We start from the raw sequence: 23,024 nt of genomic DNA, 5'->3' as shown, positions 1-23,024 counted from the left end.
GCATGATCAAGTCGCGCGCCGCCGTTGCCTTCGAGGCCAAGAAACCCCTCGAGATCGTTGAAGTTGATGTCGCCATGCCGAAGGCCGGCGAAGTCCTGCTGCGCGTCGTGGCTTCCGGTGTTTGCCACACGGACGCCTACACGCTGTCCGGCGCCGATCCGGAAGGCATCTTCCCGTCGATCCTCGGTCACGAAGGGGGGGCGATTGTTGAAGCAATCGGTGAGGGTGTGACCTCCGTCGCCATCGGCGATCATGTGATCCCGCTGTACACCCCGGAATGCCGCCAGTGCAAATTCTGTCTGTCGGGCAAAACCAACCTCTGCCAGGCCATTCGCGCGACCCAGGGCAAAGGCCTGATGCCGGACGGCTCTTCGCGTTTTTCCTACAAGGGCCAGCCGATTTTCCACTACATGGGGACCTCGACATTCTCCGAGTACACCGTGCTGCCGGAAATCTCCGTGGCCAAAATCCCTAAAGAAGCGCCACTGGAAAAAGTCTGCTTGCTGGGCTGCGGTGTCACCACCGGCATCGGCGCGGTGCTTAATACAGCCAAGGTAAAACCGGGTGATACCGTCGCTATTTTCGGCCTCGGCGGCATCGGGCTCTCAGCTGTTATCGGTGCGGTAAAAGCCAAGGCAGCACGGATCATCGCCATCGACATCAACCCGGCGAAATTCGAGATTGCCAAGCAGCTGGGTGCAACCGACTGCGTGAACCCGAAAGATTTCGACCGTCCGATCCAGGAAGTCATCGTCGACATGACCGACGGCGGCGTCGACTTTTCCTTCGAGTGCATCGGCAACGTCCAGTTGATGCGCGCCGCACTGGAGTGCTGCCACAAGGGTTGGGGCGAATCGGTGATCATTGGTGTTGCGGGTGCAGGCCAGGAAATCTCTACCCGTCCATTCCAGCTGGTGACCGGTCGTGTCTGGCGCGGTTCGGCGTTTGGCGGTGTGCGTGGTCGTACCGAATTGCCGAGCTATGTCGAAATGGCCGAAACCGGCGAGATCCCGCTGGATACGTTCATCACCCACACCATGGGCCTGGAAGATATCAACAAGGCTTTCGACCTGATGCATGAAGGCAAAAGCATTCGTAGCGTCATCCACTTCTGAGGTCGGTTATGAGCCTGGAAAATATCTCCTGCCAGAAAATCTTCGGCGGCTGGCACAAACGCTACAGGCACCGTTCCGAAGTGCTCGGTTGCGACATGGTGTTTGCCGTCTACCTGCCGCCGCAAGCGGAACAGGGTGGCAAGCTGCCGGTGCTGTACTGGTTGTCCGGCTTGACCTGTACCGACGAAAACTTCATGCAAAAGGCTGGCGCCCAGCGCATGGCTGCCGAGCTGGGGTTGATCATTGTCGCGCCGGACACCAGCCCGCGCGGTGCGGATGTACCGGGCGATCCGGATGGCGCTTGGGACTTCGGTCTCGGTGCCGGGTTTTATCTGAATGCCACGCAGGAACCGTGGTCGCGGCACTATCGGATGCATGACTATGTCGTGCAGGAATTGCCGGCATTGGTCGAGGCGCATTTCCCTGCGTCGGACAAACGTGGCATCAGCGGCCACTCCATGGGTGGGCACGGTGCGTTGGTTTGTGCGTTGCGCAATCCGGGGCGATATCAATCGGTGTCGGCGTTCTCGCCGATCAACAATCCGATGGATTGCCCGTGGGGTCAGAAAGCCTTTACCCGTTACCTGGGCGAAGACCGTTCGAAATGGCGTGAATGGGATGCGTGTGCGCTGATGGCCGAGGCACACGAAAAGCTGCCGTTGCTGGTCGACCAAGGTGATCGAGACGATTTCCTGGCCACCCAGCTTAAGCCTGAAGCGTTGCAACAGGCCGCCAAACTGGCCGGTCATCCGCTGACGTTGCGCCTGCAACCGGGCTACGACCACAGCTATTTCTTCATCGCCAGCTTCATCGACGATCACTTGCAACATCACGGACGCGCTCTAGGCCTCTAATGCAGGTAGAATCACGCCCTGACAAAAATCGGGGCGTTTTTTTTATGCGTATTGGCCACGGCTATGATGTGCACCGTTTCGCTGAAGGCGACTTCATTACTCTGGGTGGTGTGCGCATTGCACACGGCTTCGGGCTGCTCGCTCACTCCGACGGTGACGTCCTGCTGCACGCCTTGAGCGATGCCTTGCTCGGCGCCGCAGCGTTGGGTGATATCGGCAAGCATTTCCCGGACACCGACCCAACATTCAAGGGCGCCGACAGTCGTGTGCTGTTGCGTCATGTCGTCGCACTGATCCACGCCAAAGGCTGGAAAGTCGGCAACGTCGATAACACCATCGTCGCCCAGGCGCCGAAAATGGCCCCGCATATCGAATCGATGCGCGCGCTGATTGCCGCGGATCTTCAAGTTGAGTTGGATCAAGTGAACGTGAAAGCTACCACCACCGAAAAGCTCGGCTTTGTCGGTCGCGAAGAAGGCATCGCCGTGCATTCCGTTGCCTTGTTGCTGCGCGCATGAACGAACTGCAATTGCTCGGCCCGCGAGCCTATGGCGAAGCTCTGGGCACTGCCGTATTGAAAGCCACGGCGGAAGACTTTCAGGTTGATGAAGTCCTCAATATTCCCCTCAGTGGCGATGGCGAACACCTGTGGATCTGGGTGGAAAAGCGCGGTCTGAATACCGAAGAAGCGGCGCGGCGGATTGCCAAGGCGGCGGGCGTGCCGTTGCGTACTGTCAGTTATGCGGGGCTCAAGGACCGTCAGGCGCTGACTCGCCAGTGGTTCAGTGTGCAACTGCCGGGCAAGGCTGATCCTGATTTGTCGGCGGCCGAAAATGACACGCTGAAAATCCTCAAGACCGGCCGGCACAAACGCAAGCTGCAACGCGGCGCCCACTCGGCCAATGGCTTCACGTTGCGCCTGACCCAGTTCGCGGGTGACAAAGCCGCGATCGAAGAGCGTCTGCAACAGATCGCCAAGCAAGGTATACCCAATTATTTCGGTACCCAGCGTTTTGGGTTTGATGGCGGCAACGTGGTCGATGCTCGTGCCTGGGCTGCGCGCAAGGCCCTGCCGGAGCAGCGCAATGTGCGTTCGCGGTTGCTCTCTACCGCCCGCAGTTTTCTATTTAACCAGGTGCTGGCGGCGCGTGTCGCCGATGGCACCTGGCAGCGAGCCATGGTCGGTGACCTGCTGGCCTTTACCGACAGTCGCAGTTTTTTTCCGGCAGGTGAAGCCGAGTGCAGCGACCCTCGTCTGGCGATTCTCGACCTGCATCCGACCGGCCCGCAGTGGGGTGAAGGTGACTCGCCGGCCACTGGTGTTGTCCATGAACTGGAGCAGGCAATCGCTGCTCGCGAAGCCGATCTTCGCGATTGGTTGATTAACGCCGGAATGAGCCACGAACGTCGCATCCTGCGGCTGCCCATTGGTGGGTTGACGTGGCATTATCCCGAGCCTGACATTCTGCAACTGGAATTCGTCCTGCCGGCCGGATGCTTCGCCACCGTATTGGTGCGTGAACTTGTCGATCTGGTGCCGGTGGGGCAGACGGACAGCCCATGCGTATTCTGATTTCTAACGACGATGGGGTAACCGCACCCGGTCTTGCCGCGCTTTATGCTGCGCTGGCGGATTACACCGAATGCGTGGTTATTGCCCCGGACCAGGACAAAAGCGGCGCCAGCAGTTCGTTGACGCTCGACCGTCCGTTGCACCCGCAAACACTGGCCAACGGCTTTATCAGCCTCAATGGCACACCCACCGATTGCGTGCATCTGGGCCTAAACGGCTTGCTGGAGCGCGAACCGGACATGGTGGTTTCCGGTATCAACCTGGGCGCCAATCTGGGGGACGACGTGCTGTATTCCGGCACCGTGGCGGCAGCGCTTGAAGGGCGTTTCCTTGAGCGTCCTTCGTTTGCTTTTTCGTTGGTCTCACGGCAAGTGGAGAACCTTCCCACGGCCGCTTACTTTGCGCGCAAACTGGTGGAAGCCCACGCTGACCTCGAACTGCCACCGCGCACGGTACTGAATGTGAACATTCCCAACTTGCCGCTGGACCACATCCGCGGCATTCAGTTAACCCGACTTGGTCATCGCGCTCGTGCTGCGGCACCGACGAAAGTGGTCGACCCGCGCGGGAAATCCGGCTACTGGATCGCCGCGGCGGGGGATGCGGAAGACGGCGGCCCAGGCACTGATTTTCATGCGGTGATGCAGGGCTATGTTTCCATCACCCCGTTGCAACTGGATCGCACCTTCAATGATGCGTTCAGAAGCATCGATGGCTGGCTGGAGGGGCTGCGCTAATGGCTCGTGAACAAGACCCTATGCTGCACCGCGGTATCGGGATGACCTCCCAGCGGACCCGCGAACGGCTAATTCAGCGCCTGTATGAAGAGGGCGTGTCCAACGCCAAGGTGCTGGAGGTCATCCGTCGTACACCGCGTCACCTGTTCGTCGACGAGGCACTGGCCCACCGCGCTTATGAAGATACGGCGCTGCCAATCGGGCACAACCAGACCATCTCTCAGCCCTATATGGTGGCTCGCATGAGCGAGTTGCTGCTGGAGGCCGGTCCTCTCGACAAGGTGATGGAAATCGGCACCGGCTCGGGCTACCAGACGGCGGTGCTGTCGCAACTGGTCGAACGCGTGTTTTCCGTAGAACGCATCAAGGTTCTGCAGGACCGGGCCAAGGAACGCCTGGTCGAGTTGAACCTGCGCAACGTGGTATTCCGCTGGGGCGATGGCTGGGAAGGCTGGCCAGCCCTGGCTCCGTACAACGGCATTATCGTGACCGCAGTGGCGACCGATGTCCCTCAGGCGCTGCTCGACCAGCTCGCGCCGGGCGGCAGGCTGGTGATTCCGGTCGGGGCCGGCGAGGTGCAACAATTGATGCTGATAATCCGTGAAGAACAGGGCTTTTCCAGACGTGTTTTAGGGGCTGTGCGCTTTGTGCCATTGCTCAATGGCCCTCTGGCCTGAGCATTTGTTTTAGCGTGCTGAATTCTCTTCGATTGCCCCTGTCTTACAGCGGCATCGATCAGTTAAACGGGATTCATCGTCAGGTAGCAAACGTGTGCGCTTCATCATTACGAGTAACGCCTGCACGGCCCGTTATACTGGCGACATTTCGTGCCGTACCACGGCAATTCACATTTTCCAGCCACCACAAAGGGAGCGGCGGGTGAGTCTCACAGTCATTGCGCAGCGTATGGGTATAACCGGCTTTCAGCGCCTGGTGACTGGCCTTGTCTTGAGTACTTTGCTGGTTGGTTGTTCCAGCACCAAAACGAGCGACGTACGCGTTGTCGATCGCAATAACACCGTCCCGCAGCGTCCGGTAGTGACCACGGGTCAGTACGTCGTTCGACCTAAAGATACGCTGTTCTCCATCGCGTTTCGCTACGGCTGGGACTACAAGGCCCTGGCGGCGCGAAACAACATTGCCGAGCCATACACGATCCACCCGGGTCAGACGATTCGCTTTGACGGGCGTAACGGTTCAACGTCGACAGCGCCGACAGAGGTGGTTAGTTCGTCGAATTCAACGCCTTCGTCATCGAGTAAAACCACGGTTATCCGGCGCCAGTTAAACGGCACAACCACCAGTACAACAGTGGTTGCACCGTCCGTCGCAAACAAGCCGGCACCTGCTCCGTTGCCTCCGGCAGGGCCGGCCCCAACCGGCTGGGGATGGCCATCTAATGGCATTCTGATTGGAAAGTTCTCATCAAACGGCAGTTTGAATAAAGGAATTGATATCGCCGGAGATTTGGGACAGCCTGTTTTAGCTGCGTCTGATGGGACGGTGGTATACGCCGGGAGTGGCTTAAGGGGCTACGGCGAATTAGTCATCATCAAACACAGCGAAACCTACGTCAGTGCGTACGGACATAACCGTAGGCTGTTGGTTCGGGAGGGGCAGCAGGTCAAGGTCGGACAGACAATTGCCGAAATGGGGTCAACGGGAACAGACCGGGTGAAGCTGCATTTTGAGATTCGCCGCCAGGGTAAACCTGTAGATCCTCTGCAATTCCTGCCACGTCGTTGATTGCTTACCAGCTTGTTCCGTCACGTAGAGGGAACAAGCTCCAGCGTTGCCAAGGATAAAGGCGCCGCTTGAGCTTGAGGTCGAACTCACCAAAGGACTATAACAATGGCTCTCAGTAAAGAAGTGCCGGAGTTTGACATCGACGATGAGGTTCTCCTGATGGAGACCGGCATCGGTACGGATTCGATGTCGAATGATGAAGGGGCAGCTCCACCTTCCGTTCGTGCCAAATCCAAACACTCCGCTTCGTTAAAGCAACACAAATACATTGATTACACGCGTGCGCTCGACGCCACGCAGCTGTACCTCAATGAAATCGGCTTTTCCCCTCTGTTGTCCCCGGAAGAAGAAGTTCATTTTGCGCGCCTGTCGCAGAGTGGAGATCCGGCCGGGCGCAAACGCATGATTGAAAGCAACCTGCGGCTGGTGGTGAAAATCGCCCGGCGTTACGTCAATCGTGGGCTGTCGCTACTCGACCTGATCGAAGAGGGCAACCTCGGGCTGATCCGCGCTGTGGAGAAGTTCGACCCTGAGCGTGGCTTCCGCTTTTCGACCTACGCTACCTGGTGGATCCGTCAGACCATCGAGCGCGCGATCATGAATCAGACCCGGACCATCCGGTTGCCGATCCATGTGGTCAAAGAGCTCAATGTGTACCTGCGGGCGGCACGGGAACTGACGCAAAAACTCGATCATGAACCCTCACCCGAAGAAATTGCCAACCTGCTGGAAAAACCGGTGGGAGAGGTTAAACGCATGCTCGGCTTGAACGAGCGGGTTTCTTCGGTCGACGTCTCGCTGGGTCCGGATTCGGATAAAACCCTGCTGGACACCCTTACCGATGATCGTCCCACCGATCCGTGCGAACTGTTGCAGGATGACGACCTGTCTCAGAGCATTGATCAATGGCTCTCGGAACTGACCGACAAGCAACGTGAAGTGGTAATACGCCGCTTTGGGCTGCGGGGTCATGAGAGCAGCACGCTTGAAGACGTAGGCCTGGAAATTGGCCTGACCCGGGAACGGGTCAGACAGATTCAGGTTGAAGGACTGAAGCGACTTCGGGAGATCCTCGAGAAAAATGGCCTGTCGAGCGAGTCGCTGTTTCAATAAGCAATTTGCTCAATCGCCATTAAAAACCCCGACTGGTTCGGGGTTTTTTTATGGCTGGGGAGTGAGGGGGGGATCACCGCGGGTTTGTAGGTTCGCGCTGTAAGTCTTTGCTTACTCTTTCGTAAGTGTTCGTTATTTTTACAGGGTGGCAGTCGTCCATCCTCGTACGTAAAGTTACTTATCTATTTGATCTATATGCATATTGTTTAATGTTAAAAGCATATGACAGACGATTTTGTTGATCTGGGTCGATTGCTCTTGATTTGGAATTCTCTACTATCTGAACTGTGTCGACGGACAGACACGCCCTTCAAGGACGAGGGGAAGGACATCGCAGGAAGCGATTCATCAGGACGATGAAAAGGAACACAGGGAATAGGGAAAAAATGTGGGCGGGTCAAACCGCCCCTTTTTTTGCCTACAGAAAAGTCAAAAGATCGCAGCCGTCGGTAGGAGCTGCCGCAGGCTGCGATCTTTTGATCTTTCATAAAAAGCAAAAAGGCCCGCGAGGGGCCTTTTCGAGAACGCGGGGGGAATCAGCGTTCGAGGTCTTTGATCTTGCCTTTCTTGCCATCCCACTCTTCAGCGTCTGGCAGCGATTCTTTCTTCTCGGTGATGTTGGGCCAGATTTCGGCCAACTCAACGTTCAGCTGAATGAATTCTTGCATGTCTTCCGGGACTTCATCTTCAGAGAAAATGGCCACGGCAGGGCATTCAGGTTCGCACAGTGCGCAGTCGATGCACTCATCCGGGTGAATCACCAGGAAATTCGGGCCTTCGTAAAAGCAGTCCACCGGACAGACTTCTACGCAGTCGGTGTACTTGCACTTGATGCAGTTGTCGGTGACGACGAAGGTCATTTCTAATTTTCTCCTCAGGCGGCGGCAGCGGAGCCCCTTCATGTTGGGGTCGCCAGGTTCGGGAGCGATAGTCTGCTGGCCAGGCTATTAGCCAGCAGCATCCCAAACCGCGCGAGATTCTAACAGCTTGCAGGCAAGTGCGTTAGATCCGTGTCTTTAGTGTATAGAGCATTTCGAGTGCACGACGCGGACTCATATCGTCCAGGTCAAGTTTGGCCAGTTCATCCAGTACCGGATGTGGCAGGCTGGCGAACATGTCGCTCTGTTGTGGCGCGGCGGGTTTGCCTTTGGCCGGCTTCGGAACTTCATGGGGCAGGGCGGTAGCTTCCAGTCGGCCCAAGTGCTCGCGAGCGCGCACAATCACTTCGCTCGGTACACCGGCCAGTTGCGCAACGGCCAGGCCGTAGCTCTGACTGGCAGGCCCCGGCAGCACGTGGTGCAGGAATACGATGCGCTCGTTGTGCTCGGTAGCGTTGAGGTGAACGTTGGCCACTAATGGCTGGGCTTCCGGCAGCACCGTCAGCTCGAAATAGTGGGTGGCAAAAAGCGTGTAAGCCCGCAGATGCGCCAGGCGTTCGGCCGCTGCCCACGCCAGGGATAGACCATCAAAAGTGCTGGTGCCACGCCCGACTTCGTCCATCAGCACCAGACTGCGCTCGGTGGCGTTGTGCAAAATGTTAGCGGTTTCGCTCATCTCGACCATGAAGGTCGAGCGCCCGCCTGCCAGGTCATCGCTGGAACCGATCCGGGTGAAAATCCGGTCCACCAGCGACAATTCGCAATGGGCTGCCGGCACGAAGCTGCCGATATGAGCCAGCAGCACGATCAAGGCGGTTTGGCGCATGTAGGTGGATTTACCGCCCATGTTCGGACCGGTGATCACCAGCATGCGAGTATTGTCGTCGAGGCTCAGGTCGTTGGCCACGAACGGCGTGGTCAGCACCTGCTCTACCACTGGGTGGCGACCCTGGGTGATCCGCATGCACGGCTCGTCGACGAAGCGCGGGCAGTTCAGATCGAGATTCAGCGCACGTTCGGCGAGGTTGCTCAGCACGTCCAGCTCAGCCAATGCGGCGGCGGTGTCCTGCAAGGGAGGCAATTGCGCGATCAAGTCTTCGAGCAGCGCTTCATAAAGCATCTTTTCGCGGGCGAGGGCGCGGCTCTTGGCTGACAGCGCCTTGTCTTCGAACGCTTTCAGTTCCGGCGTGATGAAGCGCTCGGCGCCTTTTAGCGTCTGGCGGCGGATGTAGTCGGCCGGTGCCGATTCGGCCTGCTTGCTCGGCAACTCGATGAAGTAGCCGTGGATACGGTTGTAGCCGACCTTCAGGTGGGACAGGCCGGTGCGTGCCTTTTCACGTGCTTCCAGGTCGATCAGGAACTGACCGGCGTTTTCGCTGAGCGATTGCAAGTCGTCCAGTTCGGCGTCGTAACCGGTTTTCAACACGCCGCCGTCACGGATGACGGCGGGCGGGTTGTCGATGATGGCTTTCTCCAGCAACGCCGCCAGTTCCGGGTAGGTGCTGGTGGTGTTTGCCAGTTGGATGATGTGAGGCGCTTCGAGCTCGGTCATCGCCACTTGCAATTCGGGCAGTGCGCCGAGGGCATCGCGCAGGCGCGCGAGATCACGAGGACGCGCATTACGCAGGCCGATCCGTGCCAGAATCCGCTCGATGTCGCCGATTTCCTTGAGCTGCGGTTGCAGCTTTTCGAAACGGTAACCGTCGAGCAGGCAGGTGATCGAGGTCTGGCGCGCCAGCAATACAGTCAGATCACGCAACGGGCGATTCAGCCAGCGGGTCAGCAGACGGCTGCCCATGGCGGTCTGGCAACGATCGACCACCGATTGCAGTGTGTTGTCGCGACCTCCCGCAAGGTTAGTATCCAGTTCCAGGTTGCGACGGCTCGCGCCGTCCAGCACCACGGTGTCGTCCAGGCGTTCATGGCGCAGGCTGCGCAAATGCGGCAGGGCCGTACGCTGGGTTTCCTTGGCGTAACTGAGCAGGCAACCGGCGGCGCCAATGGCAAGGGTCAGGTTCTCGCAGCCGAAACCTTTAAGGTCCTGTGTAGAAAACTGCTGGCAGAGACTTTTCAGCGCCGAGTCTCGCTCGAAATCCCACGGCGCACGACGACGAACCCCACGACGTTTCTCTGCTGGCAGGTCTTTTGGCCAGTCATCCGGGATCATCAGCTCCACCGGATTGACCCGTTCCAGTTCCGCCAGCAGATTTTCCCAGCCTTTGATTTCCAGCACGGTGAAGTTGCCACTGGTGATGTCCAGCACCGCCAGACCGAACAGGCGTTCGTCACCCAGCACCGCGGCGATCAGGTTATCCCGGCGCTCATCCAGCAGCGCCTCGTCACTCACCGTCCCCGGCGTAATGATCCGCACCACCTGACGATCCACTGGCCCTTTGCTGGTGGCCGGATCGCCGACTTGCTCACAGATCACCACCGACTCGCCCAGCTTGACCAGTTTCGCCAGGTAACCTTCCGCCGCGTGGTAAGGAATCCCACACATTGGAATCGCCTGACCGGCCGATTGCCCACGAGCGGTCAGAGTGATGTCCAGCAACTTGGCGGCCTTCTTCGCGTCTTCATAGAAGATCTCGTAGAAGTCGCCCATGCGATAGAACATCAGCTGGTCAGGGTGCTGGTTCTTCAGGCGCCAGTATTGCTGCATCATTGGGGTGTGGGAGGACAGATCGGAGAGTGCTTTATTCATCGGATAATCAGGCAAATTCGTTGAAAGGTGTAGGGCAAAGGAGGGGCATCGACCCTAATACCAGTCAGTTAAGAAAATCTGAGGCGAAACACGCTCTTGGTAGCAGCTGGCGAAGCCTGCGTTCGGCTGCGCAGCAGTCGTGAAATCAGGCGGCGCGGTGTTTCAGGAAGACCTCGCGCTCAGGTTTTACGACTGCTGCGCAGCCGAACGCAGGCTTCGCCAGCTGCTACAGATCGCGTTACGGCTTAACTGACTGGAATTAGGCATCGACCCGGCTTTTCCGCGATGGGCGCAAGGTTACCATGGGCAGTCCGCCCGACGCAGGCATGAAAGCCCGAGGGTACATTTCTGGCGTCATGATCCGTTCAACAGCGTCACCCCGTCAGCGCGCTCACTCTCTAACATTTTGATCGACTTGGCGCCTTGCAAGCGCGATACGCTCGTGTACGGTAGTTCTCATTCCGCTCGATCAGGAGATGACCGTGAAAGAAATCACCCAACTGGCCGCTGAACTTGGCAGGCGCATGCAGGTTCTGAATGCCCACGTCACTGCGGCGGAGTCTTGTACCGGCGGTGGGATCAGCGAGGCGATTACCCGGATTCCGGGCAGTTCGGCGTGGTTCGAGGCCGGTTATGTCACCTATTCCAACCGTCAGAAAACCCAGCAATTGAATGTACCTGTCGAGCTGTTTTCAACGGTGGGGGCAGTCAGTCGCGAGGTGGTCGAGGCCATGGTCCGTGGCGCACAGGAAAAAAGCCGGGCGCATTTTGCCGTGGCGGTCAGTGGTGTGGCCGGGCCGGATGGCGGTTCGCCGGGCAAGCCGGTGGGCACGGTATGGCTAGCCTGGGGCGTAGGTGATCAGGTATTCAGCGAAGTGCAGTACTTCCCCGGCAACCGCGAAGAGGTCCGCCGACAAACGGTGAAGGCCGCGCTAGAGGGGCTGCTGCGCCACGCCGCTGGAGAAATCTCAAATCAGGGGTAGGCGATCCTGAAACGCTGTGGAATAATACTGGCTACTTATACAGGTGTTGGCCGTCAGGCCTTATTGATTACGTGAGGACTTTAATGGACGACAACAAGAAGAAAGCCTTGGCTGCGGCCCTGGGTCAGATCGAACGTCAATTCGGCAAGGGTGCCGTAATGCGTATGGGCGATCAGGACCGTCAGGCGATCCCGGCTATTTCCACTGGCTCTCTGGGTCTGGACATCGCGCTCGGCATTGGCGGTTTGCCAAAAGGCCGCATCGTTGAAATCTACGGTCCTGAATCCTCCGGTAAAACCACTCTGACACTGTCGGTGATCGCCCAGGCTCAAAAAGCCGGCGCGACCTGCGCATTCGTCGATGCTGAGCACGCCCTTGACCCTGAATACGCCGGCAAACTGGGTGTCAACGTTGACGACCTGCTGGTTTCCCAGCCGGACACCGGCGAGCAAGCTCTGGAAATCACCGACATGCTGGTGCGTTCCAACGCGGTTGACGTGATCATCGTCGACTCCGTGGCAGCTTTGGTACCCAAGGCTGAAATCGAAGGCGAAATGGGTGACATGCACGTGGGCCTGCAAGCCCGTCTGATGTCCCAGGCGCTGCGTAAAATCACCGGTAACATCAAGAACGCCAACTGCCTGGTGATCTTCATCAACCAGATCCGGATGAAAATCGGCGTGATGTTCGGCAGCCCGGAAACCACCACCGGTGGTAATGCGCTGAAGTTCTACGCCTCGGTTCGTCTGGACATCCGTCGTACTGGCGCGGTGAAAGAAGGTGATGAAGTCGTTGGTAGCGAAACCCGCGTCAAGGTGGTGAAGAACAAGGTGGCTTCGCCATTCCGTCAGGCCGAATTCCAGATTCTTTACGGCAAGGGCATTTACCTCAATGGCGAGATGATCGACCTGGGTGTTTTGCACGGTTTCGTTGAGAAGTCCGGTGCCTGGTATGCCTACAACGGTACCAAGATCGGTCAGGGCAAAGCCAACTCGGCCAAGTTCCTGGCGGACAATCCGGAAATCGCTGCGACGCTTGAAAAGCAGTTGCGCGACAAGCTGCTGACTCCTGCGCCGGACGTCAAAGCATCGCCAGTCAAAGAGACTGCTGATGACCTGGCTGACGCTGATATCTGATTGATCCGATGACCGCCGTACTCGATACACTCGTCGCGGTGCGGCGAACCGCAATGGACCTGCTCGCTCGACGCGAGCACGGTCGAGTCGAACTGACGCGTAAACTGCGTCAGCGCGGCGCCCTCCCAGAAATGATCGACACAGCACTCGATCGCTTGACGGAAGAAGGGCTCCTGTCCGAATCCCGTTACCTCGAAAGTTTCGTTTCCTATCGCGCCCGTTCCGGTTATGGCCCTTTGCGTATTCGTGAAGAACTGAGCCAGCGCGGCCTGCAACGTATCGACATCGAACTCGCCTTGCGCGAGAGCGGTATCAACTGGCAGGAACAACTGGAAGATACCTGGCGACGCAAGTTTTCCGGGCATTTACCGATAGACGCCCGTGAACGTGCCAAACAAGGCCGGTTCCTGAGTTATCGGGGATATTCCATGGAAATGATCAGCCGCTTGTTCAGCGGCCGAGGGATGGACGATTGAATGAAACGGCTCGCTATTTAGATAGCGGGCCGTTTTTTTGCCTCACGTAACCTTCGACGGTTCCCGCGAGCGATGTTGCGCCTGGGGTTTTGTCTGCGCCCAGTTCTCCGGCAGGTTGATGTAATCCACCAGTTCGCGCAGGCGCCCGTGATCACGAGCGTTGAAGGTGAAGGCCAGTCGCGCCAGGTGGCTGAATTGCGCTTCGTCGTGCTCCTCTCCGCTGTAGGCATGCTGATGGAAATGATCGCTCAGGCACAGGTCGGCAAATGCCACCTGCATGTGTTCGAGCGCCTGCTCGCTGAGCGGGTGATTCATACGAATGATGAACTGGTGTTTGAGCCAGCGGCTGGAGTGAAAGTTGCTGTAGAACTGGTTGATCTGTTCCACCGCTTCTTCGGCGCTGTACACCAGGCTTACGAGTTTCATGTCCGTCGGCAGGATGTAGCGATTTTCCTCCAGTTGATGGTGTATGAAGTCCAGTGCGCCTTGCCAGAACTTGCCACCCGGCGCGTCCAGCAGCACCACGGGCACCAGCGGGCTTTTGCCGGTCTGGATCAGGGTCAGCACTTCGAGCGCTTCATCCAGGGTGCCAAAACCGCCAGGGCACAGGACCAGCGCATCGGCTTCCTTGACGAAGAACAGCTTGCGGGTAAAGAAAAAGTGGAAGGGCAGCAGATTGGTGGTGCCCTGGACGGTGGGATTGGCGTGTTGCTCGAACGGCAGGGTGATATTGAATCCCAGGCTGTGGGCCAGGCCAGCACCTTCGTGGGCTGCTGCCATGATGCCACCACCGGCACCGGTGATGACCATCAGGTCCGAGCGTGCCAGCGCGGCACCAAGTTCTCGGGCCAGGCCGTACAGCGGATGTTCTATCGGGGTACGGGCTGAACCGAACACGGTGACTTTACGTCGCCCTTTGAACTGCTCCAGCACACGAAAAGCGTGCTCCAGTTCACGGAGGGCTTGCAGGGTGATCTTGGCATTCCAGCGGTTGTGATCTTCCTGGGCCATGCGCAGCACAGTCAGGATCATGTCGCGGTAGATCGGGATGTTCGGGCTGTTGGGTGAAACCAGGTTGAGTTGCTCTTCGACCTTGCTGGTGAGGTCGTGGCCGCTTTCTTCAAAATGACGGCTCAGGAGGTCGTTCGGTTGGTAAGGCATCAACTTCTCCTTCCATACAGGCCATATAGGTTCTGTTTTTTCCTTGGATGAAGGAAACATTCGCACAGCAATACGCGTAGAGGGCAGCCCCTTTCCTGCCCCGAAAAATGAACGAGAACACTATGAATCTAGACCCTCGCAGAGATTTACGCTGACTTGATCATTGCGCCGCAATGTCTTTCCTGGCAACCGCTTATTGACGATTTGCAAGGTGGTTTCACCGCTCGTCTGAACGCAAGCCAGGTGTCCGTCAGTCTGATTTACTAAATGACAGGCGTCACACGACAACTTTGCGTCAAAGGGAAGGCGCGCTGTACCAGCAGTTCAAAGGATTTATCGCCAATCAACGGCGAAGGGCAGGGAGGCGGGAGCCATGACCAGAGTCATTCTGGAGATCGATACGCGACTGTATCGATTGCTGAAGTCGTCCGCCGAGACCAATCATTTGAGTCTCGAAGAAGAGTGCTGCCGTCGCCTGGAGGGTGCTGACCGAAGGTCACGTTATTTACAGGCGCTATTGGCGGAACTGCGCGCCGAGGATGAACAGCGGCGCGCCAATTCTCGGTGATTACTTTTTCTTCGCCGGTGTGGCTTTCGGGCAATCCGATTCCTGGAAACTTGCGGAGCCGATCGCGCGATTGGTCTTCACTTCGGTGAAGTCGTAGCGCATGACCGCGCCCTTTGCCATCAGCTTGCGGAACCCTGGGTTGTTGCATACGGAGGCGCCAAGCTGGAAGTACACCGCTTTCGGATCAGCACGCATCTTTTGGGCGTGGCTGCTTTGCACGCTCAAGTGGTTGATCAGCACGTTTCCTTCGACGGTGTAACCCTGATCAAGAATGTCTTCGTTGATCGCCCGTGGCGTGCCGGCGCTGCTTTGTTCGGCGACGTTTTGCAGCTCTCTGTTGAGATTCTGCTGACTCAAGGACGCAGCCTGAGCGTTGAAGGACGACGCCAGCAAAATGGCAGCGGTGGGAACGATAAGGCGCAGCATGAAACTCTCCTGGTTCAGTGACTGGTGGTTCGACCAGCCACGTGACTGTGCGTTCAGTGGCCGCGAATTATAGGGGAGCCCGTCTGGACGGTACAGGCTTGCGCCGGCTGCTCTGGTAAACTGCCGGCCTTTATTGCCCTGAGTGCTATTCGTGTCGAGTTTTCCTGTCTGCCGGCGTCGCCCACGATGAACCACGCCCCCAACGCCGTTGCCCGTTTGCGCGACGAACGCGAAGAAGAAGGCATCAAGCCGATTCAAGCCCGTGGCTGGAGGGCGCCGCGTTGCCGTGCCTGCCGTGTGATCGAGAGCCATTGCCTGTGCGCCTGGCGCCCGCAAGTCGAGTCCCGCTCGGGCGTGTGCCTGATCATGACTAACAAAGAAGTGTTCAAGCCGAGTAACACCGGTTGGCTGATCGCCGATGTGGTGCGCGACAACCATGCGTTCATTTGGTCGCGTACCGAAGTCGATCAGCAACTGTTGGCGCTGTTGGCCGATCCGCAGTGGCAGCCGTATCTGGTGTTTCCGGGTGAGTACGTCGAACCCGAGCGGGTGACAAACAGTGTCTACGCCGACAGCGCCAAGCGGCCGCTATTTATTCTGCTGGACGCGACCTGGACCGAAGCCAGAAAGATTTTCCGCAAGAGTCCGTATTTTGATCGTTTGCCGATTTTGAGCTTGCTGCCCGAAAAACTCTCGCGCTACCGGTTGCGCCGGTCGACGCGCAGCGAGCACTTGTGCACAGCGGAAGTGGCGGCGTTGTGTCTCGATCTGGCAGGTGATGGTGCGGCTGCCTCGGCACTGGACGCTTACTTCGACGTGTTCAGCCAGCATTATCTCGATGCCAAGCATCAACTTGAAATGAACGTTTCAACACCCGCACACGCCGAGTTGATGCCGTTCGTTCAGAGCGCAACGCCCGCCCTCTGCTAATAGTCACCCATACTGCAAAGAGCTCGTCGGGCCATGTAACTTGACCACCCCGGCTTCGCTGGGCATGCTTGGCGCCGATTAGGGCGCGGCCAAAGTTTGATACGCCGTATTTTTTTACGTTAAGAGCCATGTGATTGGCGTTGAACGTGCCCTGTTGGTGCAGCTCCGTGGCTGCACCTCGAGTTGTTTTGGCGAGGCCTGAATGCATCAGGCGTCCCATGAAAAACAGGATCATTTGAAAAATGGCCACATACGAAATCCTGATTGCCGATGACCACCCCCTTTTTCGTAGCGCCTTGCATCAAGCGCTGACCCTGGGCCTGGGGCCAGATGTCCGTCTGGTAGAAGTGGCAAGTATTGCCGAGCTGGAAACCCGTCTGGACGAAAAGGCCGACTGGGATCTGGTGCTGCTGGACCTGAACATGCCGGGGGCGTACGGTTTTTCCGGGCTGGTGTTGCTGCGCGGCCAGTACCCGCAGATTCCGGTGGTCATGGTGTCGGCCCAGGAAGAAGCTTCGATCATGGTGAAGTCCCGTGAATTCGGTGCCAGCGGCTTTATTCCCAAGTCCAGCGACCTGAGTGTCATTCAAAAAGCCGTGCGTGCGGTGTTGGATGGCGACGTATTCTGGCCGCCTCAGGCCTTTGAAGCGGTCAGCGTTTCCGATGAAGCCAAGGCCGCCAGTGCAGGCCTTGCGAGCCTGACACCGCAGCAGTTCCGGGTGTTGACCATGGTCTGCGAAGGGTTGCTGAACAAGCAAATTGCTTACGAGCTGAGTGTTTCCGAAGCGACGATCAAGGCTCACGTGACGGCGATCTTCCGCAAGCTGAATGTGCGGACCCGAACTCAGGCAGCGCTGCTCTTGCAACAACTTGAGTCAATTTCCAGCCATTAAAGCGTGGCATATTCACGCTTTTTTGACCTCGTTTAACCTAGCTTTCCCACTCAATTTTGGTTCAGTTGCCTATTCTATGTCACCTTTCAAAGGCCAGACCGGCCTCAAACGCATCCTCAACGCCTCCGGTTATTCACTGGACGGCCTGCGCGCCGCCTTCACCGGTGAAGCCGCTTTCCGGCAGCTGGTATTGCTTAACGCCATCCTGATCCCGCTTTCGTTCTTTCTGAACGTCAGCCGAGTCGAACAGGCGTTGCTTATTGCCGTGTGTCTGTTGGCGTTGATAGTTGAGTTGCTCAATTCGGCGGTGGAAGCGGCCATCGACCGCATCTCCCTTGAATTGCACCCGTTGTCGAAGAACGCCAAGGACATGGGCAGTGCCGCTCAGTTGGTGGCGTTGAGCATGATCGCGCTGGTTTGGGCGGTGATCCTGCTTTAAGCGATGGTGGGCAGCACGATCTCGTCGCTGCGCTGAACCCCTGCGGTGAAAGCGCGGCACAGATCGAGGAATTCGCGCATCGCCGACGTCTGATATTTCTGTTTGTGCCAGATGAAATAGAACTGCCGCGCCAGGTCCAGGTCCGGAGTCTCCACCGGCACCAGGCTGCCTCGGCGGAAAGCATCCCTCAGCGCCAGGCGCGAAATGCAGCCAATCCCCAACCCGGACTCTACCGCGCGTTTGATCGCTTCCGTGTGCTCCAGCTCCAGGCGGATATTCAGCGCACTGCGGTGGTGACGCATGGCCTGGTCAAAGGTCAGTCGTGTGCCCGAGCCTTGCTCACGCAGAATCCACGCCTCATGGCTCAGCTCCTCCATGGTTGCCACGCCGCGCTTGGCCAGCGGATGCTGCGGCGCGCAAAACACCACCAACTCATCTTCGACCCAACTCTGCACTTCGATGTCCGGGTGGCTGCAGTCGCCTTCGATTAGACCCAGATCAATTTCGTAGTGGGCCACTTGTTGCACGATGTTGGCAGTGTTCTGCACATGCAGCTTCACCTGGCTTTCCGGATGGCGCTGCATGAAGCTGCCGATCAGCAAGGTGGCCAGGTAATTGCCGATGGTCAGGGTCGCCCCGACGGCCAAGGAGCCGAATCCGGACTTGCCGTTGAACAGGTCTTCGATTTCCTTGGCCTGATCGAGCAGCGCCACTGCTTGAGGCAGCAGCTGTTTGCCGAGGGCGTTGAGGCTCAGCCGTTTGCCCGCGCGGTCGAACAGCTGACAGCTGGACTGGCGCTCCAGCTCGGTGATCGAGGTGCTCGCCGCCGATTGCGAAAGGTTGAGCAGACCCGCGGCACGGGATACGCTTTCCTGCTGGGCGACGGCGACGAATACTTGAAGTTGACGGAGAGTAAATCGCATATCTATATAACCGATAACCCTTATCTTGATAATCCATTTAACAGATATTGTCGCTGCCATTAGAATGCGATGCAATTGCGCATCGCTCATTTAGCGCAGAGCATGCGCAGACAAAATCTCCAGGAGTCCCACGTACATGAGCAACATGAACCACGAGCGTGTCCTCAGTGTTCATCACTGGAACGACACTCTGTTCAGCTTCAAGTGCACCCGCGATCCGGGCCTGCGCTTCGAGAACGGTCAGTTCGTGATGATCGGCCTGCAACAGCCCAACGGCCGCCCGCTTATGCGCGCTTACTCGATTGCCAGCCCGAACTGGGAAGAGCATCTCGAGTTCTTCAGCATCAAGGTGCCTGATGGCCCGCTGACTTCCCAGTTGCAGCATCTGAAGGAAGGCGACGAGATCATCATCAGCAAAAAGCCTACCGGCACGCTGGTGCTGGATGACTTGAAGCCTGGCAAACATTTGTACCTGCTCAGCACCGGCACCGGTCTGGCGCCCTTCATGAGCGTCATTCAGGATCCGGAAACCTACGAGCGTTTCGAAAAAGTGATCCTGTGCCACGGCGTACGTTACGTCAACGAAGTCGCTTACCGTGAGTTCATCACCGAGCACCTGCCGCAGAACGAGTTCTTCGGCGACGCCCTGCGTGACAAGTTGATCTACTACCCGACCGTGACTCGCGAGCCGTTCGAGAACGAAGGTCGCCTGACCGACCTGATGCGCAGTGGCAAGCTGTTCAGCGACATCGGTCTGCCACCGATCAACCCGCAGGACGACCGCGCCATGCTGTGCGGCAGCCCGAGCATGCTCGACGAGACCAGCGAAGTGTTGAATAGCTTCGGCCTGAAAGTTTCGCCGCGGATGCGCGAGCCGGGTGATTACCTGATCGAGCGCGCGTTCGTCGAGAAGTAACCGAAGGTTACTTGTAGGAGCGAGCTTGCTCGCGATGGTCGTTAACGATAACGCGCGCTTAATGGATTAAACGCGGCGTGCTCGAGACCATCGCGAGCAAGCTCGCTCCTACAGAGATCAAAAGCCCGCGTTGCCATACATGGCAGCGCGGGCTCTTTCATTTCCGGCGTTCAGGCCTTTGCGGGAATGACTTCCAGAACTCGGATCAAACCTGATTCGGGATAATGCCAGCGCACATCCAAGTCCCAGAACTGCGCACCGTATTCCCGTTCAGGCGTAGGCGTCTGGTAAGCCGGACGCGGGTCTTGTGCCAGGCATTGCTCAATCAGCTCCACCAACGGCTCCTCAAGACGCTGAGCGTGCCCGTGAGCCTGTTGCAGCGCCGAGTCCGTCCACTGCACGGGAATCAGTTGTGGCGCGGCGCTGGCGATGCTGTTGGAGGCGGTATCGATGATGTCGGCGTAAGGCACGTAGGGTTTGATGTCGAGAACCGGCGTGCCGTCCAGCAGGTCGATACCGGATATCCACAGGCGATTGGCTTCGACCTTGTCCAGCTTCACCACGGATTGACCGATGCCATTGGGCCGATGCGTCGCGCGAGTGGCGAACACGCCCATGGATTTATTACCGCCGAGGCGAGGAGGGCGGACTTTCAGGCGTGGCTTTTCTTCCAGGGCCTGATGGAACAGGAACAGCAGCCAGATATGGCTGACGTGTTCGAGCCCTTGCACCGCGTCGCCCTGATCGAACGGCGCCACCAGTTCCAGGACACCGCGAGCGGCCGGGGCCAGTTGCGGTTGGCGCGGGATGGCGAACTTCTCCTTGAAACAGGAACGCACGAAGCCGATGGGGGAAACGCTGTAGGTCATGGTCTGGGGTCGAGGCGGGGTGAGGGCGGGCATGATAACCCGATCGACCTTGGAATCGGTGATGACCAATAGGGCCCCTTCGCGAGCAAGCCCGCTCCCACACTGATCTCCTGTGCACCATAGATCAAATGTGGGAGCGGGCTTGCTCGCGAAGGACGCGCCAGTGATCTCAGAGACTAAACCCACCATCCAACGGAATAATATTCCCGGTCATATAAGCCCCAGCCGTACTCGCCAGGCTAATCGCCAACGCCGCCATCTCTTCTTCCCGGCCCCAGCGCTTCATCGGAATCAGCGCCGTGTCCTCAGCCAGCGCCTGCTCATCATTGCCGATATGCTGCGTCATCTTGCTCGGAAAGCGCCCTGGCGCAATCACGTTGACGTTGATGTGCTGACTCACCAGTTCACGCGCCAGAATTCGCGACAGTTGATGCAGGGCAGCCTTGCTCGGCCCGTAGGCATAAGCCTGTTCACCAAAGGAAGAAATCCCGGCCACCGAGCCGATGTTGATAATCCGGGCGGGATTGGCTGGCGAGCCGGCTTTGCGCAGCAGCGGCAAAAATTGCTGAATACAGTTGAATACCGAGGTCACGTTGAGCTGCATGACCTTTTCCCAACCCTTGATCGGGTAGCTTTCCAGCGGTGCGCCCCACGTGGTGCCGGCGTTGTTCACCAGAATATCCAGATGGGTGATCCGTTCGCCCAACCGTGTGGCTAATTGCAGAACACCTTCTTCCGTCGCCAGATTGGCGGCCACCGCGTGGCAACGACCCAATGCGCTCAACTCGTCGGCAGTTTGCTGGCAGGCCTCGGCGTCCCGGGCGCAGACGTACACGGTAGCCCCGGCCTCCACATAGGCCTTGGCGATCATTTTGCCGATACCACGGGTGCCGCCGGTCACCAGAGCGGTGCGGCCTTGCAGGGAAAAGTAGGGGTGCATGGCGACTCCTGAGGACTAAGGTTCAATACACCCTAGTCGTCAGCCGCTGGAAGCGGAGCCACTATTTTTGCGAGGAATGGGAGGCCATACAGCTAAGCCCTGAATCGCCACCGCCCCCTGTAGGAGCTGCCGCAGGCTGCGATCTTTTGATCTGGATCTTAAAAAACAAAGTCAAAAGATCGCAGCCTGCGGCAGCTCCTACAGGGGCCACAGCGATTACTGCGGGCGAACGCGCAGGGTCAGGCCCTTGAGGAAGTTGCGCAGCAACTGGTCGCCGCAAGTGCGGTAGTTGGTGTGGCCGAACTTGCGGAACAGCGCGCTCAGCTCAGGCTTGGACACCGGGAACTCGGCGGCCTTGAGGATGGCGTGCATGTCGTCTTCTTTCAGTTCGAAAGCAACGCGCAGCTTCTTCAGAATGATGTTGTTGGTGACCGGTGTTTCGATCGGCTGCGGCGGACGGCTTTCGTCCTTGCCGCGCTTGAAGATCACCAGGCCATCGAGGAAGTGCGCCATGACTTCATCCGGGCAGCGTACGAAGCCTTCCTCGTCTTCCTCTTTCTTGTCGAGGTACGTCAGCAGGTCTTCCGGGGTCACGTCCATGCCGCCGAGCTTGATGAGCTCGATGACTTTCTTGTCGCTGATGTCGAGCATGTAGCGCACGCTGCGCAGTACGTCGTTATGAATCATGGTGTGCAATCCTGATATTCAGCAGTGGGCGCCGCATAAGCAGCGACGCCGAAATGTAGGGCGGCGTAAGAAGTCTTAGAACTTCTCTTTGCCGGACAGGTAGCGCCATTGCCCCAACGGCACCTTGCCAATGGACACGCCGCCAATACGGATGCGGCGGATAGCGACGACCTTCAGGCCGACGGCCTGGCAGAACAGGGCAATCACGCCCGGCTGTGGGTTCTTCATCGCAAAGCGCAGACGGTTTTCGTTCTGCCAGCTGGCTTTGACCGGCGGCAGTTCCTTGCCCTTGTAGGTCAGGCCATGGTTCAGGCGATTAAGGCCGTGAGCGACCATCTCGCCTTCAACCTCGACCACGTACTCTTGCTCGATCTTGGCGGAATCGGCGGTGAGTTTGCGCAGGATCTTCCAGTCCTGGGTAAACACCAGCAAACCGCTGGCGTTGGCCTGCAGGTCAGTGCTGGCGGTCAGCCGCAGGAAGTGCCCCTTGAGCGGACGTTTGCTGAAGCGGTGCTCTTCGCTCAGGGTTTCGGCGCTGATAGTCGCCATCGCCGTTTCCGCGTCCATGCCTACTGGCACGTTCAGCAGAATGGTCACCGGCTCTGGCGCGGTGGCCTTGGCTTCAGGATCGAGCTCGACTTTCTGGGCGTCGACCTTGAACTGCGGCTCGTCGATGACTTCACCGTCCACGGTGACCCAGCCGCCCTCGATGAACAGCTCAGCCTCCCGACGGGAACAGCCGACGAGTTCGATGAGGCGTTTGGAGAGACGAATCGGGTCAGTCATGACAGGGCCGTAACAAAAAAGGGGTGGGCATTGTACCTGCCTGGCGCCGGTTAATCCCGGCTCCATTTGCGCGTAGAGCTTTTTTGTAGGAGCTGGCTTGCCTGCGATGGATTCAAGAGCGCCGCGTTTATCCTGAAACAACGCGTTATCGTTCACCACCATCGCTGGCAA

General features: G+C 58.1%; 25 protein-coding genes. 16 read left to right on the top strand and 9 right to left on the bottom strand.

Annotated elements, in window-relative coordinates:
* Window positions 1-2 precede the first annotated feature (2 nt).
* The 8 genes from JFU37_RS06740 (at window position 3) to rpoS (ending at window position 7,138) form a co-directional block, all read left to right on the top strand.
* The gene (locus tag JFU37_RS06740; RefSeq protein WP_201114299.1) at window positions 3-1,115 is read left to right on the top strand and encodes an S-(hydroxymethyl)glutathione dehydrogenase/class III alcohol dehydrogenase; all 1,113 of its coding nucleotides are present in this window, start codon (window positions 3-5) and stop codon (window positions 1,113-1,115) included.
* A gap of 8 nt (window positions 1,116-1,123) precedes the next feature.
* Window positions 1,124-1,969 carry an S-formylglutathione hydrolase gene (gene fghA, locus JFU37_RS06735; protein WP_201114297.1) on the top strand — a complete coding sequence of 282 codons (846 nt, stop codon included), beginning with the start codon at window positions 1,124-1,126 and terminating at the stop codon, window positions 1,967-1,969.
* 44 nt (window positions 1,970-2,013) lie between these two features.
* On the top strand, window positions 2,014-2,487 hold the full coding sequence (gene ispF, locus JFU37_RS06730; RefSeq protein ID WP_010462780.1) for a 2-C-methyl-D-erythritol 2,4-cyclodiphosphate synthase: 474 nt from the start codon (window positions 2,014-2,016) through the stop codon (window positions 2,485-2,487).
* Window positions 2,484-3,542 (top strand): tRNA pseudouridine(13) synthase TruD, encoded by a 1,059-nt coding sequence (gene truD, locus JFU37_RS06725; protein ID WP_201114295.1) that lies wholly within the window; start codon window positions 2,484-2,486, stop codon window positions 3,540-3,542. Before ispF ends, truD begins: the two co-directional genes overlap by 4 nt.
* Window positions 3,530-4,279, top strand: a complete 750-nt coding sequence (gene surE, locus JFU37_RS06720; RefSeq protein ID WP_201114293.1) for a 5'/3'-nucleotidase SurE — start codon at window positions 3,530-3,532, stop codon at window positions 4,277-4,279. Before truD ends, surE begins: the two co-directional genes overlap by 13 nt.
* A gap of 41 nt (window positions 4,280-4,320) precedes the next feature.
* Window positions 4,321-4,956, top strand: coding sequence for a protein-L-isoaspartate(D-aspartate) O-methyltransferase (locus JFU37_RS06715; RefSeq protein ID WP_201116431.1), 636 nt, complete (start codon window positions 4,321-4,323; stop codon window positions 4,954-4,956).
* 202 nt (window positions 4,957-5,158) lie between these two features.
* The gene (locus JFU37_RS06710) at window positions 5,159-6,025 is read left to right on the top strand and encodes a peptidoglycan DD-metalloendopeptidase family protein (protein WP_201114291.1); all 867 of its coding nucleotides are present in this window, start codon (window positions 5,159-5,161) and stop codon (window positions 6,023-6,025) included.
* A 105-nt stretch (window positions 6,026-6,130) separates the two neighbouring features.
* Complete coding sequence (gene rpoS / locus JFU37_RS06705; RefSeq protein ID WP_008154012.1) at window positions 6,131-7,138, top strand: RNA polymerase sigma factor RpoS; 1,008 nt, start codon at window positions 6,131-6,133, stop codon at window positions 7,136-7,138.
* Between the two features lie 536 nt (window positions 7,139-7,674).
* Here rpoS and fdxA read toward each other — a convergent pair.
* Window positions 7,675-7,998: a ferredoxin FdxA gene (fdxA, locus tag JFU37_RS06700; protein WP_100938647.1), complete on the bottom strand. Its 324-nt coding sequence runs from the start codon at window positions 7,996-7,998 to the stop codon at window positions 7,675-7,677.
* Between the two features lie 142 nt (window positions 7,999-8,140).
* Entirely contained in the window at window positions 8,141-10,720 is a 2,580-nt protein-coding gene (gene mutS / locus JFU37_RS06695) for a DNA mismatch repair protein MutS (RefSeq protein WP_201114289.1), read from the bottom strand.
* A 482-nt stretch (window positions 10,721-11,202) separates the two neighbouring features.
* On the opposite strand from mutS, the gene JFU37_RS06690 reads away from it, so the two are divergent.
* The 3 genes from JFU37_RS06690 (at window position 11,203) to recX (ending at window position 13,315) form a co-directional block, all read left to right on the top strand.
* Window positions 11,203-11,703, top strand: a complete 501-nt coding sequence (locus JFU37_RS06690; RefSeq protein ID WP_201114287.1) for a nicotinamide-nucleotide amidohydrolase family protein — start codon at window positions 11,203-11,205, stop codon at window positions 11,701-11,703.
* A gap of 83 nt (window positions 11,704-11,786) precedes the next feature.
* Window positions 11,787-12,839, top strand: a complete 1,053-nt coding sequence (gene recA, locus JFU37_RS06685; RefSeq protein ID WP_007947175.1) for a recombinase RecA — start codon at window positions 11,787-11,789, stop codon at window positions 12,837-12,839.
* 8 nt (window positions 12,840-12,847) lie between these two features.
* Window positions 12,848-13,315: a recombination regulator RecX gene (gene recX, locus JFU37_RS06680; protein ID WP_201114285.1), complete on the top strand. Its 468-nt coding sequence runs from the start codon at window positions 12,848-12,850 to the stop codon at window positions 13,313-13,315.
* A 42-nt stretch (window positions 13,316-13,357) separates the two neighbouring features.
* Here the strand turns inward: recX and JFU37_RS06675 are convergent, their stop codons facing one another.
* Window positions 13,358-14,476 (bottom strand): LOG family protein, encoded by a 1,119-nt coding sequence (locus JFU37_RS06675; protein ID WP_201114283.1) that lies wholly within the window; start codon window positions 14,474-14,476, stop codon window positions 13,358-13,360.
* A 373-nt stretch (window positions 14,477-14,849) separates the two neighbouring features.
* Between JFU37_RS06675 and JFU37_RS06670 the strand changes: the two genes are divergently transcribed.
* On the top strand, window positions 14,850-15,044 hold the full coding sequence (locus JFU37_RS06670) for a hypothetical protein (RefSeq protein ID WP_201114281.1): 195 nt from the start codon (window positions 14,850-14,852) through the stop codon (window positions 15,042-15,044).
* Here JFU37_RS06670 and JFU37_RS06665 read toward each other — a convergent pair whose 3' ends face one another.
* Window positions 15,045-15,470, bottom strand: a complete 426-nt coding sequence (locus JFU37_RS06665; RefSeq protein WP_201114279.1) for a PA3611 family quorum-sensing-regulated virulence factor — start codon at window positions 15,468-15,470, stop codon at window positions 15,045-15,047.
* Between the two features lie 186 nt (window positions 15,471-15,656).
* On the opposite strand from JFU37_RS06665, the gene JFU37_RS06660 reads away from it, so the two are divergent.
* The 3 genes from JFU37_RS06660 (at window position 15,657) to JFU37_RS06650 (ending at window position 17,732) form a co-directional block, all read left to right on the top strand.
* On the top strand, window positions 15,657-16,400 hold the full coding sequence (locus JFU37_RS06660) for a tRNA-uridine aminocarboxypropyltransferase (RefSeq protein ID WP_201114277.1): 744 nt from the start codon (window positions 15,657-15,659) through the stop codon (window positions 16,398-16,400).
* A 242-nt stretch (window positions 16,401-16,642) separates the two neighbouring features.
* A complete protein-coding gene (erdR, locus tag JFU37_RS06655) occupies window positions 16,643-17,293 on the top strand; it encodes a response regulator transcription factor ErdR (protein ID WP_150745628.1) in 651 nt (216 codons plus the stop codon).
* 76 nt (window positions 17,294-17,369) lie between these two features.
* A complete protein-coding gene (locus JFU37_RS06650; RefSeq protein WP_019580981.1) occupies window positions 17,370-17,732 on the top strand; it encodes a diacylglycerol kinase in 363 nt (120 codons plus the stop codon).
* On the opposite strand, the gene JFU37_RS06645 is transcribed toward JFU37_RS06650, so the two are convergent.
* Window positions 17,729-18,655, bottom strand: coding sequence for a LysR family transcriptional regulator (locus tag JFU37_RS06645; RefSeq protein ID WP_201114275.1), 927 nt, complete (start codon window positions 18,653-18,655; stop codon window positions 17,729-17,731). The two genes, JFU37_RS06650 and JFU37_RS06645, sit on opposite strands and share 4 nt — an antisense overlap.
* Window positions 18,656-18,791: 136 nt before the next feature.
* On the opposite strand from JFU37_RS06645, the gene fpr reads away from it, so the two are divergent.
* On the top strand, window positions 18,792-19,571 hold the full coding sequence (gene fpr, locus JFU37_RS06640; protein WP_008054100.1) for a ferredoxin-NADP reductase: 780 nt from the start codon (window positions 18,792-18,794) through the stop codon (window positions 19,569-19,571).
* Window positions 19,572-19,741: 170 nt separating this feature from the next.
* On the opposite strand, the gene tsaA is transcribed toward fpr, so the two are convergent.
* The 4 genes from tsaA to JFU37_RS06620 all read right to left on the bottom strand — a co-directional run bounded on the left by tsaA (window position 19,742) and on the right by JFU37_RS06620 (window position 22,853).
* A complete protein-coding gene (gene tsaA, locus JFU37_RS06635) occupies window positions 19,742-20,440 on the bottom strand; it encodes a tRNA (N6-threonylcarbamoyladenosine(37)-N6)-methyltransferase TrmO (protein ID WP_201116429.1) in 699 nt (232 codons plus the stop codon).
* A 169-nt stretch (window positions 20,441-20,609) separates the two neighbouring features.
* Window positions 20,610-21,380 (bottom strand): SDR family oxidoreductase, encoded by a 771-nt coding sequence (locus JFU37_RS06630; protein WP_201114273.1) that lies wholly within the window; start codon window positions 21,378-21,380, stop codon window positions 20,610-20,612.
* A 216-nt stretch (window positions 21,381-21,596) separates the two neighbouring features.
* Window positions 21,597-22,067: a DUF1456 family protein gene (locus tag JFU37_RS06625; protein WP_201114271.1), complete on the bottom strand. Its 471-nt coding sequence runs from the start codon at window positions 22,065-22,067 to the stop codon at window positions 21,597-21,599.
* Window positions 22,068-22,142: 75 nt separating this feature from the next.
* A complete protein-coding gene (locus JFU37_RS06620) occupies window positions 22,143-22,853 on the bottom strand; it encodes an rRNA pseudouridine synthase (protein ID WP_201114269.1) in 711 nt (236 codons plus the stop codon).
* Window positions 22,854-23,024: the final 171 nt, after the last annotated feature.

Origin of the sequence: Pseudomonas sp. TH41 (genome assembly GCF_016650695.1) — a bacterium.
Classification (GTDB): Bacteria; Pseudomonadota; Gammaproteobacteria; order Pseudomonadales; family Pseudomonadaceae; genus Aquipseudomonas.
This window is presented reverse-complemented; position numbering and strand designations above follow the sequence as displayed.

What these genes read in the sequence shown, in the direction of transcription:
- JFU37_RS06675 (WP_201114283.1), bottom strand. Translation starts at nt 14,476, where the DNA reads ATGCCTTACCAACCGAACGACCTCCTGAGCCGTCATTTTGAAGAAAGC.
- JFU37_RS06660 (WP_201114277.1), top strand. Translation starts at nt 15,657, where the DNA reads ATGAACCACGCCCCCAACGCCGTTGCCCGTTTGCGCGACGAACGCGAA.
- surE (WP_201114293.1), top strand. Translation starts at nt 3,530, where the DNA reads ATGCGTATTCTGATTTCTAACGACGATGGGGTAACCGCACCCGGTCTT.
- JFU37_RS06740 (WP_201114299.1), top strand. Translation starts at nt 3, where the DNA reads ATGATCAAGTCGCGCGCCGCCGTTGCCTTCGAGGCCAAGAAACCCCTC.
- fdxA (WP_100938647.1), bottom strand. Translation starts at nt 7,998, where the DNA reads ATGACCTTCGTCGTCACCGACAACTGCATCAAGTGCAAGTACACCGAC.
- fpr (WP_008054100.1), top strand. Translation starts at nt 18,792, where the DNA reads ATGAGCAACATGAACCACGAGCGTGTCCTCAGTGTTCATCACTGGAAC.
- JFU37_RS06630 (WP_201114273.1), bottom strand. Translation starts at nt 21,380, where the DNA reads ATGCACCCCTACTTTTCCCTGCAAGGCCGCACCGCTCTGGTGACCGGC.
- mutS (WP_201114289.1), bottom strand. Translation starts at nt 10,720, where the DNA reads ATGAATAAAGCACTCTCCGATCTGTCCTCCCACACCCCAATGATGCAG.
- rpoS (WP_008154012.1), top strand. Translation starts at nt 6,131, where the DNA reads ATGGCTCTCAGTAAAGAAGTGCCGGAGTTTGACATCGACGATGAGGTT.
- JFU37_RS06665 (WP_201114279.1), bottom strand. Translation starts at nt 15,470, where the DNA reads ATGCTGCGCCTTATCGTTCCCACCGCTGCCATTTTGCTGGCGTCGTCC.
- JFU37_RS06645 (WP_201114275.1), bottom strand. Translation starts at nt 18,655, where the DNA reads ATGCGATTTACTCTCCGTCAACTTCAAGTATTCGTCGCCGTCGCCCAG.
- JFU37_RS06650 (WP_019580981.1), top strand. Translation starts at nt 17,370, where the DNA reads ATGTCACCTTTCAAAGGCCAGACCGGCCTCAAACGCATCCTCAACGCC.
- recA (WP_007947175.1), top strand. Translation starts at nt 11,787, where the DNA reads ATGGACGACAACAAGAAGAAAGCCTTGGCTGCGGCCCTGGGTCAGATC.
- JFU37_RS06620 (WP_201114269.1), bottom strand. Translation starts at nt 22,853, where the DNA reads ATGACTGACCCGATTCGTCTCTCCAAACGCCTCATCGAACTCGTCGGC.
- JFU37_RS06670 (WP_201114281.1), top strand. Translation starts at nt 14,850, where the DNA reads ATGACCAGAGTCATTCTGGAGATCGATACGCGACTGTATCGATTGCTG.
- JFU37_RS06625 (WP_201114271.1), bottom strand. Translation starts at nt 22,067, where the DNA reads ATGATTCATAACGACGTACTGCGCAGCGTGCGCTACATGCTCGACATC.
- fghA (WP_201114297.1), top strand. Translation starts at nt 1,124, where the DNA reads ATGAGCCTGGAAAATATCTCCTGCCAGAAAATCTTCGGCGGCTGGCAC.
- ispF (WP_010462780.1), top strand. Translation starts at nt 2,014, where the DNA reads ATGCGTATTGGCCACGGCTATGATGTGCACCGTTTCGCTGAAGGCGAC.
- tsaA (WP_201116429.1), bottom strand. Translation starts at nt 20,440, where the DNA reads ATGACCTACAGCGTTTCCCCCATCGGCTTCGTGCGTTCCTGTTTCAAG.
- erdR (WP_150745628.1), top strand. Translation starts at nt 16,643, where the DNA reads ATGGCCACATACGAAATCCTGATTGCCGATGACCACCCCCTTTTTCGT.
- JFU37_RS06715 (WP_201116431.1), top strand. Translation starts at nt 4,321, where the DNA reads ATGACCTCCCAGCGGACCCGCGAACGGCTAATTCAGCGCCTGTATGAA.
- truD (WP_201114295.1), top strand. Translation starts at nt 2,484, where the DNA reads ATGAACGAACTGCAATTGCTCGGCCCGCGAGCCTATGGCGAAGCTCTG.
- recX (WP_201114285.1), top strand. Translation starts at nt 12,848, where the DNA reads ATGACCGCCGTACTCGATACACTCGTCGCGGTGCGGCGAACCGCAATG.